Here is a 14099-nt window from a genome sequence, read left to right as displayed (position 1 = left end):
GCTATACTAAGTTCATAACCTATTGTTGTGATATGAATTAAAGAGGTGTATTATGAATATTCCATTCTTTACAGATTACCTCATGTTAAGCAATCCACTAAGTATTGGTATTATCGCGGTGTTTGTGCTCGTGTTAATTGGTATTTATGTATTGCAACGCAAGGGCACATCCTTCGGTAATCTTGTTATTATTGGTACTATTGCTGGTGCCGTACTTGGTATAGCGGTCCAAATTATTGCAGGCTTCCCTGATGATCCATCCAAAGTGGTTTACATCAAGGAAAGTACAAAGTGGTTCTCTCTCGTAGGGGGCGGTTTCATCGACTTAATCCGCATGCTTGTTATTCCTATCGTTTTTATCTCTATTGTTCACGTTATTTTGCACATGGAGGCAGGTGCTAACCTTAAAAAGTTAGTAGTTGCTATGATTTCTACAAATCTCGGCATGGTAGCCGTTGCTGCTATAGTCGGCCTAATTTTGGGGAATGCCTTCGGTTTAGGTCAAGGTTTTGATATTGTTGAATCTGGTAAGAAGATTCGTGAAATCAAACCTATGGTTGACACATTCCGAGCACTAATTCCAAGCAATCCAATTCAAGCGGCTGCTGAAACAAATGTTATCGGCATTGTTGTATTTGCAATTATTTTGGGTAGCGTAGCTCGTCTGTTAAAACAAACAGGGACAAACTCTATGGAGGTGTTCACAAAACTATTTGATGAACTTCACCAATTGATTTCTTGGGTAGCTGATTTCATCATTGGTCTTATGCCATATGGTGTAGTTGCTTTGTTAGCTTCTACATTGGCAACACGCGGTGTACAAGCTATTCTTGATATGGGCTTGTTCGTAGTATTGCTTTACGTTGGTCTTTTGATTATGTTTGTTGTACAAGCAATCTTGATTACTAGCTTTGGCTACAATCCGATTACATACTTCAAGAAAGCGAAAGCACCACTCTTATTGGCGTTCACTTCTCGTTCTTCGATGGGGGTATTGCCATTAACTGTAGAGACTTTGACAAAACGTCTTGGTGTAAATGCTACAACTGCTAATACAGTAGCTTCCTTCGGTACTACTGCGGGCATGCAAGGTTGTGCGGGCGTGTTCCCAGCACTTGTGGTGGTGTACATCTCTAATGTAGCCAATATTCCATTCGATATGACTATGTATATCATGAGTGTTATCGTTATTGCTATTGGTTCTGTTGGTATCGCAGGCGTGCCAGGTACGGCTACAATGGCGGCATCTGTATCCCTTAGTGGTACAGGACTTGGAGCGTACTTCACCTCCATTAGCCCAATTTTAGCTATCGATCCATTGATTGACATGGGACGTACATGTTTGAACGTATCTGGGTCATTAACAAATGCTTTGGTAGTAGACAAAATTATGGGAACCATCGATAAGGATGCATACAATAATCCTAACGAAGGTCGCGTATAAAAACTAGCAACACTTAATCATATAATTATTATAAAAAGGGGCTGTAGCTGAATGTGGTAAAACCACATTTGGTTACAGCTTCTTTTGCCTTTTTAAAAGTGATAATTATTACAGATTGTAAACTATATTATTAAGAATCGGTATTGAAATTGTGAGCTTAGCTACTAATATACTTATGCATATATGGTATACTAAGCGTTATAAAGTTACGAATTATGCTTAATAAATATAAGCCAAGAGGGTAATAGTATGATTACACAAGAGTTGAAAGATCGATTAATTGCAGATTATCCAAAGTTTGAGGATATGACACATAAGTTCTATAAGAAAGAACTATCTATTGCAGATTATAAAGGACAGTCTGGTGCCTATGGTAGTTACGCTGAGCGCGGTGCAAATACTGGTATGAGCCGTTGGCGTTTCAATGGTGGCCGCATGACGCGCGAGCACATGCAGTTTTTAGCGGACTCCATTCGTAAATATAACCTACAACACGTACATTTCACTACCGGCCAATGCTTACAAATGCACGGCCTCGATGGTGATACAATATTAAAGCTCTATAAGGAATGTTATGATCACGGTATTTACAACCGTGGTGCTGGTGGTGATAATCCCAATGTGGTGGCTAGTATTTTACGCGGCATTGATCCTCGTGAAACTCTAGATATTACGCCGTATGCAACAGCAATTAGCGAATTTCTTATGGAGCAAATGTTCTATATCAAGATTCCTCGCAAATTTAAAATGGGCATAGATAATGGTTTTGATAGTACCCCACATTCTACGTTCAAGGACCTAGGTTTTAATTTAACAAAACACAATACTTTTGATGTGTATGCTTGTGGCGGTATTGGTCCTAATCCTCGTATTGGTATTCCGGTGGCACATGATGTAGCGCCTGAGGATGTTTTGTACCATGTGAAAGCTATGCTTATGGTCTTTGCTAACCATGGTAACTTCAAAAACCGCGGTAAGGCTCGTACTCGTTACATGCCTGCTGAAATGGGTGGGGCGGAAGCTTTCATCAAGATCTATGAAGAAACCCTAGCTATGGTAAAAGAAGTAGAACACCTAAGTATTAATCCGGCTGATTACGCTTATGAAATTACAAAAACTGGTAAGCGTGATGATTCTGTGGAAAATTATCGTATTCACCGTCAAAAACAAGACGGGTTATACTATGTAGAATATCATCCGGCAGGTGGCGATGCGAACGTTGAACACTTGCTGGCGGCCCTTGACTATGCGGTGACACTTGATCAAGTAGAAGCACGTATTGCGCCAGACCAAGCATTGTTCTTCATCAATCTCACCGCTGATGAAGCACGCAAAATTGCGGAATTAACTGATGACAGTGCTAAAAATGATTTCCGCCGTTCCGTATCTTGCGTTGGTTCTACTATATGTCAGATTGGAATGCAAGACTCTAACGGTCTTTTGAAAGATATCTTCGCACACCTTGAAGAAAAGGGCGTAGATACAAGAAAACTACCTCGTTTACATATATCTGGTTGCCCACACTCCTGTGGTACACACCAAATCGGCGAAATTGGCTTCCATGGTGCTGTAAAATTAGTAGATAAGAAACCTATGGTAGCATTTATTCTTGTAGACGGTGGCTCAGAACACATGGGCTCTGAAAACTTCGGTAAAATGGCCGGCAATATTGTAGCTACAAAAATTCCAGAATTTTTGGAATCTTTGGCAAATATTCTGAACGAATCCCCAGAACCAGACTTTGGGACATGGAGAATGACACACAAAGCGCAATACATGGAACTTATAAAAGCATTTGAGTAAATATGTAAAAGCATTTGCGTAAATATGTTTGGGTTGCTTGTGATGGGGCCCACTTAGATTGCGACAACTTAATAAATAATAAAAAGAGTTCCCTCTTTGCTCCGTTCTTCGCAAAGTCGCTGCATAGGGAACTCTTTTTATTATTTGAGCGTCTGCTATTAACCAGTCCCATCACAAGCTACATCTGATATTTACTCAATATGCTTTTATATGATGGGGGAAGCTTTTAGAAAACTAGGTATTTCTTTGCTCCGTCCTTCGTAAAGTCGCTGCAGGGGTATCCAGTTTCATTTTTATAACACCTGATGTAAATTAGTCCCATAGCAAGCGACTTACTCTGCTAATATACAGAGTAGCCCCATCACAAGCTACATTGGATATTTACTCAATCTGCTTTTATATAATAGGGGGAGGGGAGAGACGGCCAAGTAATTTTGACTAAATTACTATCAAGACTAGCCGTAGGCTAGTCCTTCCGTCACGGTGGGCATGGCGTCACTACTATAAAGTTTATTATAATGTGTAAAATGATAGTGTTTTCTATGATTTGTTTCAAGGTGTAATTGTAATGGGGCTACATAAGTATTAGCTAGATTATTTACGCTTTTGGATGGGACATCTTTATAAATACAGTGATAAAAAAGTAAGAATACGCTTGTGCAGCGACTTTGCGAAGAACGGAGCAAGCAAGCGTATTCTTACTTTTTTTACCAAGTTGTATTAACGAGACGGGGCCCCATCCTAAAAGCAAATGAACAAATGTTAGTTGAGTCCCAATACAGTTAGAATAATTGTTTAAAACTAGATATGACTTGATTTTGTATGTTATAATAGGCTTTATAGTAGTATTTGGAGGATATTCAGATGTTATTTACCGTCAATACAGAAGTCTGTACACGATGCGGCCTTTGCGTTGCTGACTGTCCGACAGGATTGCTGGTGATGTCCGATGCTGGACCTGTAACTGGCAGGGGAGGTTGTATCTCCTGTGGGCATTGTATTTCCGTATGCCCAACGCTTGCTCTTGATAGCGATATGACACCGCGTAAAGAGCAAATCGATATTACAAAGGAACCTAAGTTAACGCCTGAGCAAGCTGAACTATTTATGCGTAGTCGTCGCTCTATTCGTAACTATCAAAATAAACCAGTCCCTGTAGAGCTCATTCGCAAAGTGCTAAACGTTGCAAGAATGGCGCCAACAGCAACTAACACACAAGGTATTTCGTATATAGTAATCCGAGATAAACAAACGTTACGCCGTATTGCTGATCTCGTTCTAGAGTGGATGCATTTAGCTGCAAAAACAGTGCCAATTATGCGCCTTTATGCTCGTGCGGCTCAAGCAGAAGTAGATAAAGGCAAGGAGTATATCTTGCGCGATGCGCCGGCTCTCGTCGTGGCAATTGGCTCTAAAAAAGATATTCATCGTACCCATGATAGTGGTCACTCTTGCTTGTCTTATGCTGAGCTATATGCGCCGACTTTAGGCCTTGGTACTTGTTGGGCAGGCTTTTTTGAACATGCTGGAGAAGCTGAATACCAACCATTATTAGATGAATTAGGTGTACCTGATGATAAAATTGTAGCTGGTGGCATTCTTATGGGATATCCTAAAGTACGATATCGCAATATTGTAGAGCGTCAACCATTAGATGTTACATTTGATACAGAAGAGTAAAAAAGAGATGCCCCAATGATTGTAATCATTGGGGTATCTCTTTTTAGTTATATAGTGACGATATAAACTTTATTAATTGGCAGTTGTAATAGTGCCTTTGAATGTTTCGTCGATGTATTGTTTAATAGCATCAGATTTGTAAATATCTGCAATTTTTTTGTATGTTTCGTTGTCTTTGTCTTCACTACGAACTGCAAGTACGATAACTGTTAGTGGTTCATCTTTAGATTCGAAGAAGAAACCTTGTTTTTCTACACTAAGACCAGCACTTTGCACATAGTTCATTGGAATAACTGCAATTGTTACATCATCTAGACTACGAGGTAATTGAGCTGCTTCTAGTTCTTGAATCTTTATATTCTTCGGGTTAGATGTGATATCTGCAACTGTTGCTTTGAAGCCGACACCATCTTTTAACGTAATTAATCCAGCTTTAGCTAATAATGCTAATGCACGACCACCATTAGTAGGGTCATTTGGGATAGAAACAGTAGCGCCTTCAGGTACATCTTGTACGCTGTGTACACTATTACTATATAAGCCCATACGCACCAAAATTGTTTTACCGATTGCTACTAAGTTGGAACCATTTTGTTTGTTAAAGTTTTCCATAAATGGTACATGTTGATAAGCATTCAGTTGAATATCGCCATCTGCAAGGGCTTTATCAGGTGTTACATAGTCTGAGAATTCAACTACTTTAAGATCGATTCCTTGTTTTTTAGCTTCTTTTGCTACAGCTTCAGCTACTTGTGCATGAGGACCAGATGTAGCACCTATTTTGATTTCTTTTTGTGTTTGTGTTGATTGATTTGATGTACTACCACAACCAGCGATAGCAAATGCAAGAGCACCGATAAGTAATGGTGCTAACAATGTTTTTAATTTCATATAATCATCCCTTTCAAGTCTTATAATGGTTATATCCTATCATGGATGAAGGGGATTTGTATATGATAAAAGCATATCAGTTAGCTATAGATTAAAACTATGGTGAAATTCTAGCTCATTTATAATACAATTCAATATAATATATTGATTAATGTGTTATATTGAATGTGTGATCGCTAGGTAGTAAATTTATATTTTAAATATTTTTGTATAATTCTAATATGGATTCATATATCTATATGTCGGATTAATGGAGGATGTATGTATAATTTTGATTTTTATAACCCTACACATATCGTATTTGGTAAAGACCGTTTAGATGAATTAGATACATTGGTACCAAAGGATGCAAAGGTGCTCATTACTTATGGTGGTGGCTCCGCTGTGCACAGTGGTCTTATTGATCGCATTGTGAAAGCTCTTGGTAACCGCAAGGTTGAGCAGTTTGGTGGTATTGAGCCAAACCCATCTCTTGAAACTTGTGAACGTGCGGTAGCTTTCATTAAAGAACATGGCGTAGATTTCGTTCTCGCTGTAGGCGGCGGTTCTGTAGTAGATGCTACAAAACTTATCGTTATGGGTGCTACCTATGATGGTCCCGTTATTGAGGTAATGAAAGTTGGTGTGCCAGAGGTTCCGGTAGACATGGTACCAAATCCATTACCATTTGGCACAGTTATGACACTACCTGCAACTGGTTCCGAAATGAACAATGGTGCAGTTATTACTTATGGTGACGGTAAATACCCTGTATTCAGTAGCTTAGTATTCCCTAAGTTCTCCATGCTTGATCCAACATTGACTTTCACCTTGCCTGAAAGACAAGTTAAGAATGGCGTTATCGATACCTTTGTGCATACCACAGAGCAGTATTTAACATACCCTGTAGAAGGTCGTATTCAAGATCGTTTCAGCGAAGGTATTTTAAAAACTATGATTGAAATCGGCAAAGAAACAGTAGAAAATCCAGAAAACTACGATATTCGTGCTAACCACGTGTGGGCCTCTACATTGGCATTAAATGGTTTAATTGGTGCCGGCGTGCCACAAGACTGGGCAACTCATCTGATTGGCCATGAGTTAACTGCGGCGTACCATCTTGACCATGGTATTACATTGGCTATCGTATTACCTGCATTGTTAGAAGTGAAAAAAGCAGACAAACTTGAAAAATTGGCACAATATGCTACACGGGTATGGCATATTACAGAAGGTACAAACGAAGAAAAAGCGGACAAGGCCATCGCTAAAACTCGTGAATTCTTCGAGTCCCTTGGCGTATCTACGCATTTGAAAGACTATGGTATTGGTGTAGAAGCTGTGGATACAGTTGTGAAGCAATTAAAAGACCATGGCATGACACAACTTGGTGAAAAAGGTGACATAACACCAGAAGTGGCTCGCGAAATTTTAACACGTGCTTTATAATCGACATGATTGATGATTGATGATTGATGATTGATGATTGATGATTGATGATTGATGATTGATGATTGATGATTGATGATTGATGATTGATGATTGATGATTGACGACTGATTATACGATATTGAAAGGAGATAGTCCCTTGAATGAGATAAAGCGTCAAAGTGCTTTTTCTTTTGCTTTTCCTATTATGGCTCCTATGGGCATAAGCTTATTTGTTATTGGTTTAGGCTTTGGTTTATATGCTACGAGCCAAGGGCTGCCTTGGTGGACGGCGCCTGTTTTGGCGTCTACTATTTTTGCGGGATCCATGGAGTTTGTGACGATTGGCATGTTGGTGGCTGGATTTGATCCTATTAATGCGTTTGTACTGACCATGTTTGTTAATGGTCGTCACTTCTTCTACGGTTTGTCTGCGCTCCAACGTTATATTCATATGGGGTGGAAATGGTTCCCCACTATTGCTTGGATGTGTGATGAAAGTTTTGCCATCAACATGGGAACGAAGCTGCCAGATGATGTAGATGAAAAGTGGTTTTACTTCCACGTGTCTTGGCTTAACTATATATTTTGGGTATTTAGCACCTTTGTAGGTGGTCTATTTGGTGATTTATTGGCTGACGTAGATTTACGGGGCATCGATTTCGTATTGCCAGGGCTATTTATTGCGGTATTCCTTGAAATGCTACTCAATGCGAAGAATAATAAGATTAGAGCCTTTGGCGTAGCTGGGGTACTAATGGCATTAATCATGCTTGTATTGGTTGGTAAATCACTCTTTATGCTGCTGTCTATGACATGTATGCTTTTCGTCTGTTATGTAGCGTACAAGTGGGGAGGTGTACATCTTGACTAGTACAGAAATGGTCATTACTGTTGCCATTGTTGTAGCCGGTACATTACTTACCCGATTTGGAGCCTTCCTCGTATTTCCTCCAGGAAAAAAAGCACCAGATTTTGTACTATTTTTAGGTAAGGCATTACCAGCCGCTGTTATGGGCATGCTCGTTGTATATACCTTTAAAGAGACTGTCGTGTTAGCATATCCGTACGGTATTCCGGAGCTCATAGCCTTGGTTGTTACGGTAGGTTTACATTTATGGAAACGTAACATGCTCATATCGATTGCTGCTGGTACAGTAATTTATATGATTCTTGTACAAGCTATATTTAATGTGACAAAATAAAATAAACCACGTATATCTATTCTTATGAAAGGTTAGATATACGTGGTTTTATTTTTACAAATACTATTTTTCTTATCGTGATGGCATGATTGTTATATTTATTGTAATTGTTATCAACAATGCATGTTACTTAGTATTTAATTAGTATATTACGTTTTATTTGAGTTGTAACAGCCTTTCAAGACCAGGCGCAGTATGATGATTTTCCAAGAAGGATCGTTGGTCTAATAGTTCCATAACGTCCATGTCGATGTTGGTGAGTTTGAAATCGAATACATCGAAGTTTGCTTCCATATGGCTCACGTTATTGGCCTTTGGCAATGGAATGATGCCTCGTTGAATATGCCAACGCAAGATGATTTGATGCTTTGTTACACCGTATTTTTCAGCCAAGCTTTTGATGATAGGATGATCAAAAATCGGTTGGCGATCACGGGTAAATGGAGACCATGCCATGCCTACAACTTGATGCTTTCTCATCAATTGTATAAGAGCTTGGCGTTGGTTGAATGGGTGACATTCAATTTGGTTCACTACAGGTTTTACATTACAGTGATATAGCAAGTCGATTAATCGGTCTTCATAAAAGTTAGAAAGACCTAACCCACGCAATATATTTTGGTCGTATAACTCCTCCATGGCGCGCCAAGAGCCGTAGTAATCGCCCAAAGGTTGGTGAACGAGCATGATGTCAATATAATTGGTATCTAGTTTCTTTAAGGAGCTTTCAACAGCACGCATCGTATTATCGTAGCCTGCATCGGTGTGCCAAATTTTAGTAGTGATGATTATATCTGTTCGTTTGATACCAGATGCTCTGATTCCTTTAGCCACGGCTTCTTCATTGCCATAATAGGCGGCCGTATCGAGTAAACGATAGCCTACGCTAAGTGCATTAGCAACAGCTTGTTCAGTCTCTCCTTCGGTACCTGTTTTATAGGTACCATAACCGATGGAGGGAATGAAGCTACCATTATTTAAAATCCTAAAGTCCATCCGTTCTTCCATGAGAACCTCCGTTATATCCATAAATTAAAGGAATTAGCTTTCATACAATTCTAACTGATTTTATGATATACTAAGGTATTGATAAAAATCAATATGATAGGAAGTGACAGAATGCAAATAAATCGTTTTTGCTCTGTAATTGCTATCCTTGGTGTTATGATTATGACACTCGCTATTGCGGGATGTGGTACGAAAACCGTATCCGTCGCAGAGGTAACGTACAAGGATATGCCGTTGCAGATTCATAATGATGCCAATGTAACGGCCCTTAATAAAGCGACGATAACGCCGACCTTGACGGGGCAGGTCGTGTATGCCGTGAAAGTAGGCGATCAAGTACAGCAAGGTCAAACTGTGGCAACTGTAGATACATCGGCTTTACAACAACAGCTAGCATCCTTGCAAGGACAATTAGCGCAAGCCCAATCACAATCATATGCCACAGCTGTGACGACTACGACTGCAGCATCTATAGACAGTACTCAACTGGAACAGGCTCAACGCATGCGTGAAGCGGGCATAATCACACAAAAAGAATATGATCGTATTTTGGAACGATCTCAACCACAAACTACAACAGTTACAACCGGTGGTGGCGGAGGCATCAATACGGCAGCCATTGAGGCACAAATCGCACAAGTATCGGCTCAGATGGCGGCATCTACAATCGTGGCTCCTATAGCAGGTACTGTAACATCTATCTATAACGAAGACCGTCAAATGGCGATTGCAGACCGTCCATTTATGATGATTCAGCAATCTACGCCGATGGTTGCATCCCTCAGCATTCCTCGTGATGCGGCTATGAAATTAGGTACACCTGAAGCGAAGAATGGCATGAAGGTACTTCTCAAGGTAGGTGACCAAGAATTACCAGGTGAATTGACTTACGTAGATATTACTCAACCTGAAAATGTGCCAAGTGTTCTTGTGAAAGCCACTTTCAATAATGAGAAAGGCCTAATCAAGGCTGGTGAATTCTATACACTCGTTATTGAATCTAATGTGAAAGCCAAGATGCTGACCGTTCCAACTAAGGCGGTTCGTGAAAACCAAGATGGCAAGTACATATATGTGTTAACTGAAAATAATACCGTTGACGTACGTGTTGTTGAAGTGGGTACTACAGTAGATGATGATGTAGCGATTATTTCTGGCCTAAATGAAGGTGATAAGGTTATCACTACAGATGGTACCTTTGAATTAGGGGAATCTGTAAAATTATAACTACAAATTAAGTGACTTCAATAGAGTATTATGAAGAGCCTAATGAATATTTGGCTATATTCAACTTTTACCGATAACGACGGTAACCTCAGAAGAGGAATCTGATAGGAGGGATTATTATTTTAGAATTTAAACGTTTTGAATTAAGAGATAAACCATTAATCGACAAGTATTTTGAACAACATCATTATGAAGCATCTGATAACTGCTTTACTACATTATTTATGTGGCAAGATGCGTACGGCATTCGTTGGGCTGAAGAAAATGGCGTGTTGTACATTCAAGGTGGCGGTAAGCGTGAACCATTCCTATTGCCTCCATTTGCTGGTAAAGATGCAAAGTTCCTTGATGGTTTATTGCGCGCTAAAGAATGGTTTGTGGAAAATAAATTGCCATTCCGCTTCAAAGGTATTAGCAAAATCATGAAAGAGCGCATGGAAGAATTATGTCCTGGACGCTACACATTCACACCTGACCGCGATAACTACGAATACATTTATAAGTCTGAAGATCTTATCAATTTGTCCGGTAAGAAGTTCCGTCAAAAGAAAAACCATTTAAATCAATTCCGCATGCAATATTCCAACTATGAATATGTGCCAATTACAGAAGATATCATTCCATTATGCCGCGAAACAGCAGCATCTTGGGTAGAAACCCATCATGAAGAAGGTATCGAAGATGAATTGGTTGCTATCAATTTATTATTTGATAACTGGGATGTGCTAGGCCTTAAAGGCGGCACCATTAAATTGTTTGGCCGCGTGGAAGCTTTCAGTATCGGTGAATTGTTGAATGATAAAATGGCGTTGATTCATATTGAAAAAGCAAATCCAGATATTCGTGGTTTGTACCAAGCGATCAATAATGAATTTATTCGTCATGAATTCAGCGATGTAGAATTCATTAACCGTGAAGAAGATATGGGCTTGCCTGGTCTTCGCCAAGCAAAAGAATCTTATAACCCAGATCATTTTGCTGAAAAATATGACGCAGTATATGCTAACGAAGCAGATAATGCGACAGGTGGTAAATAAAATCTGAGCTATGAAGTCGATGTGCTTCATAGCTCATTTTGTTATAATAGAATTGTTAGACTATCTATTTGAATGTAACTATCGTATCATCATGGCGATATGGCGATATGGCGATATGGCGATATGGCGATATGGCGATATGGCGATATGATGTGCTTAAATTAGATCAGATTAGATATTATACGCTGTGACGCGATAGATAGATAACGGCTCTTATGATATAACGAGGACAAAATTATGGAATTTAGAATTGCGATGGCTCAAGATACGCCTCATGTAGAAAATCTATGGGCGTACTGCTTTGAACCAAAGGAAGATCCATTCTTTCAATATTATTTTACAAATTGCTATGAACCAGAGAATACAATGGTCGGGTTAGAACAGGACCAATTGTTGAGTACCGTTCATTTGCGTCAATACAATCTTAATGTACGTGGTGCCGTATTGCCTACGAGCTATATGGTAGGCGTTGCAACGCATCCAGCAGCCCGCCGTGGTGGTGTAGGCGGTGCACTGTTAACTGCTGCACTAGAGGAGCTTCGTAAACGCGGTCAAGCTATGACGATTTTGATGCCATCCAAGGCAGCGTTCTATCAGCAATATGGTTGGGAACTTTATGCTCATCAATGGGTGAACACCATGTCGCTAGAAGACTTGCGCCCTATGACAGATAAAACGTTGAGCTTTGGCTTACTAAATAGCGTAGATCAATGGACTTTGTTAGATCCAGTATATAAAACATATACGGCTCGTCTTTCTGGCTACGCAGAACGTGGCGAAAAGGAATGGAAACGTTTGTTAGGCAGCTTCTTTGCAGAAGGTGTAAATGTTGCTGTAGTGCGCAACGATGACCATGTCATTGAAGGCTATGCAGTGTATCGTTTAGGTCAGCCTGAAATTCCTGTTACTGAGCTGGTTTACACGACACGCCGTGCACAACGTGCATTATTAAATTATTTCTATAATCACCGTTCTCAAGGTACGTCTATCCGTTGGAATGAAGGCCTTCACGATACATATTATCGCTTCTATCCTGATGGTAGAACTGGCCACGCTACCATGCCATATATGATGAGTCGTATTGTAGATGTAAAAGCTGCTTTTGAAGCAATTCCTGTCAATCAAGAGGCATTGATGATGCCTATAACAATGATCTTTGCTGTAAAAGATGGGCTTTGCAGTTGGAACGAAGGTCGCTATGAAGTACAATATGGCAGTGCATTAACTCCATCCGTTAAAAAGATTTCTGATACGATAGAGGATGAAACAGATATTACCATTGAGGTCGGTGCGTTGAGCCAGTTATTAATGGGCACACTTACGGCTCGAGACCTTGCGTTTGAAGGGAAACTTTCAGTAAGCGAAGAATGGTTAGACTATTTCGATATTCTCTATCCTGAACAAAAAACGTATATTAACGAGTGGTGGTAATATGAGCTGGAAAACATATACGGTGAAAGAACCGACAGAGTTGACGGTCTCTAAATATGTAAAGGAACGATTTTCCCTATCCGCTCGGGATATCCAAATGATGTTTCGCAAGAAACGGGTAAAAGTTAATAGCCGTGTGGCTCATTCGCAGCGAGCACTTAAAAAGGGTGATGTATTAACCTTAGAATTACCACAAGATAAGGCTTATGGAGTAGACGTAGAAAAGGGGCCGATTACCGTTCTCTATGAAGATGCTCATACCCTAGTTGTGAATAAGGCTCCTTTTATGCTCGTTCATCCAGCAGGGCAAACAAAGTCTTGCACCTTAAGCAATTATATAGCTGGTTATTATGCGAAAAAGGGTGTAGTTCATAAGGTTCGTCCTGTGCATCGCCTCGACCGAGATACATCGGGGTGTATTCTATTTGGTAAAACAAAGGAAGCACAACAATATTATACTGATGAGCTACAAGCAGGGCGTATCGATCGTATTTATACAGGACTTGTAGAAGGTCGTATTGATGTGGATGGCATGGTAGATGCGCCTATTGGGGTAGATCCAGTATTTGATAATCGCCGTGTTATCGATGAGTTTGGTCAGTCGGCTCAAACGGAATATACCGTTCTCGGTCATGAAGGAGACAACACTCTGTTACGTTTTAAGTTGTTGACTGGCAGAACTCATCAAATTCGGGTTCACATGGAACATATTGGTCACCCTATTATTGGTGATGCTATGTATGGTACGCGCAATAAGCCCTATACACGCCAATGTTTGCACGCATCAGAGCTAACTTTCGTGCCGTATGGTAAAGACGAAGCTATTACGATTACCTGTGAAGTAGGGGATAATTTTGGTCGAGAAAAATAACTGTTGGTTTTTCCACTCTAAATAATAAGACTATCGTATTTATTGGATGAGAAGCTTATTATCCCTGTATCCTTGTATACAAAAAACAATAGTGA

At 39.9% G+C, this 14099-nt stretch carries 12 protein-coding genes; 10 read left to right on the top strand and 2 right to left on the bottom strand.

The genetic code is table 11. The features are described 5' to 3' along the window. Nucleotides 1-52 precede the first annotated feature (52 nt). The 3 genes from FNLLGLLA_RS08795 to FNLLGLLA_RS08785 all read left to right on the top strand — a co-directional run bounded on the left by FNLLGLLA_RS08795 (nucleotide 53) and on the right by FNLLGLLA_RS08785 (nucleotide 4927). Nucleotides 53-1444, top strand: a complete 1392-nt coding sequence (locus FNLLGLLA_RS08795) for a cation:dicarboxylate symporter family transporter (RefSeq protein ID WP_008602231.1) — start codon at nucleotides 53-55, stop codon at nucleotides 1442-1444. Nucleotides 1445-1693: 249 nt separating this feature from the next. Then, nucleotides 1694-3247, top strand: coding sequence for a nitrite/sulfite reductase (locus FNLLGLLA_RS08790; RefSeq protein WP_156697303.1), 1554 nt, complete (start codon nucleotides 1694-1696; stop codon nucleotides 3245-3247). Between the two features lie 864 nt (nucleotides 3248-4111). Then, nucleotides 4112-4927 carry a nitroreductase family protein gene (locus FNLLGLLA_RS08785; RefSeq protein ID WP_004698259.1) on the top strand — a complete coding sequence of 272 codons (816 nt, stop codon included), beginning with the start codon at nucleotides 4112-4114 and terminating at the stop codon, nucleotides 4925-4927. Between the two features lie 72 nt (nucleotides 4928-4999). On the opposite strand, the gene FNLLGLLA_RS08780 is transcribed toward FNLLGLLA_RS08785, so the two are convergent. After that, the gene (locus tag FNLLGLLA_RS08780; protein WP_004694891.1) at nucleotides 5000-5818 is read right to left on the bottom strand and encodes a MetQ/NlpA family ABC transporter substrate-binding protein; all 819 of its coding nucleotides are present in this window, start codon (nucleotides 5816-5818) and stop codon (nucleotides 5000-5002) included. Nucleotides 5819-6079: 261 nt separating this feature from the next. On the opposite strand from FNLLGLLA_RS08780, the gene FNLLGLLA_RS08775 reads away from it, so the two are divergent. From FNLLGLLA_RS08775 to FNLLGLLA_RS08765, 3 genes are all read left to right on the top strand, one after another. Further along, entirely contained in the window at nucleotides 6080-7246 is a 1167-nt protein-coding gene (locus FNLLGLLA_RS08775; protein WP_156697302.1) for an iron-containing alcohol dehydrogenase, read from the top strand. Between the two features lie 187 nt (nucleotides 7247-7433). After that, entirely contained in the window at nucleotides 7434-8099 is a 666-nt protein-coding gene (locus FNLLGLLA_RS08770; protein ID WP_008602239.1) for an AzlC family ABC transporter permease, read from the top strand. Then, a complete protein-coding gene (locus tag FNLLGLLA_RS08765; RefSeq protein WP_021148604.1) occupies nucleotides 8092-8430 on the top strand; it encodes a branched-chain amino acid transporter permease in 339 nt (112 codons plus the stop codon). The genes FNLLGLLA_RS08770 and FNLLGLLA_RS08765 overlap by 8 nt, the downstream gene beginning before the upstream one ends. A gap of 156 nt (nucleotides 8431-8586) precedes the next feature. Here FNLLGLLA_RS08765 and FNLLGLLA_RS08760 read toward each other — a convergent pair whose 3' ends face one another. Continuing rightward, complete coding sequence (locus FNLLGLLA_RS08760; protein WP_156697301.1) at nucleotides 8587-9438, bottom strand: aldo/keto reductase; 852 nt, start codon at nucleotides 9436-9438, stop codon at nucleotides 8587-8589. A 111-nt stretch (nucleotides 9439-9549) separates the two neighbouring features. On the opposite strand from FNLLGLLA_RS08760, the gene FNLLGLLA_RS08755 reads away from it, so the two are divergent. The 4 genes from FNLLGLLA_RS08755 (at nucleotide 9550) to FNLLGLLA_RS08740 (ending at nucleotide 14004) form a co-directional block, all read left to right on the top strand. Continuing rightward, a complete protein-coding gene (locus tag FNLLGLLA_RS08755) occupies nucleotides 9550-10665 on the top strand; it encodes an efflux RND transporter periplasmic adaptor subunit (RefSeq protein WP_156697300.1) in 1116 nt (371 codons plus the stop codon). 101 nt (nucleotides 10666-10766) lie between these two features. After that, nucleotides 10767-11702 carry a DUF2156 domain-containing protein gene (locus FNLLGLLA_RS08750; RefSeq protein WP_058948150.1) on the top strand — a complete coding sequence of 312 codons (936 nt, stop codon included), beginning with the start codon at nucleotides 10767-10769 and terminating at the stop codon, nucleotides 11700-11702. 237 nt (nucleotides 11703-11939) lie between these two features. Then, nucleotides 11940-13133 (top strand): GNAT family N-acetyltransferase, encoded by a 1194-nt coding sequence (locus FNLLGLLA_RS08745; RefSeq protein ID WP_118091255.1) that lies wholly within the window; start codon nucleotides 11940-11942, stop codon nucleotides 13131-13133. 1 nt (nucleotide 13134) lies between these two features. Further along, a complete protein-coding gene (locus FNLLGLLA_RS08740) occupies nucleotides 13135-14004 on the top strand; it encodes an RluA family pseudouridine synthase (protein ID WP_156697299.1) in 870 nt (289 codons plus the stop codon). The last annotated feature ends 95 nt before the right edge of the window (nucleotides 14005-14099 follow it).

It is taken from the genome of Veillonella parvula (assembly GCF_902810435.1).
Lineage (GTDB): Bacteria > Bacillota > Negativicutes > Veillonellales > Veillonellaceae > Veillonella.
The sequence above is the reverse complement of the archived record's forward strand: the minus strand, read 5'-3'. Positions and strand labels throughout refer to the sequence as shown.

Coding starts and splice junctions, on each gene's coding strand:
- FNLLGLLA_RS08795 (WP_008602231.1), top strand. CDS start 53: ATGAATATTCCATTCTTTACAGATTACCTCATGTTAAGCAATCCACTA.
- FNLLGLLA_RS08790 (WP_156697303.1), top strand. CDS start 1,694: ATGATTACACAAGAGTTGAAAGATCGATTAATTGCAGATTATCCAAAG.
- FNLLGLLA_RS08785 (WP_004698259.1), top strand. CDS start 4,112: ATGTTATTTACCGTCAATACAGAAGTCTGTACACGATGCGGCCTTTGC.
- FNLLGLLA_RS08780 (WP_004694891.1), bottom strand. CDS start 5,818: ATGAAATTAAAAACATTGTTAGCACCATTACTTATCGGTGCTCTTGCA.
- FNLLGLLA_RS08775 (WP_156697302.1), top strand. CDS start 6,080: ATGTATAATTTTGATTTTTATAACCCTACACATATCGTATTTGGTAAA.
- FNLLGLLA_RS08770 (WP_008602239.1), top strand. CDS start 7,434: ATGGCTCCTATGGGCATAAGCTTATTTGTTATTGGTTTAGGCTTTGGT.
- FNLLGLLA_RS08760 (WP_156697301.1), bottom strand. CDS start 9,438: ATGGAAGAACGGATGGACTTTAGGATTTTAAATAATGGTAGCTTCATT.
- FNLLGLLA_RS08755 (WP_156697300.1), top strand. CDS start 9,550: ATGCAAATAAATCGTTTTTGCTCTGTAATTGCTATCCTTGGTGTTATG.
- FNLLGLLA_RS08745 (WP_118091255.1), top strand. CDS start 11,940: ATGGAATTTAGAATTGCGATGGCTCAAGATACGCCTCATGTAGAAAAT.
- FNLLGLLA_RS08740 (WP_156697299.1), top strand. CDS start 13,135: ATGAGCTGGAAAACATATACGGTGAAAGAACCGACAGAGTTGACGGTC.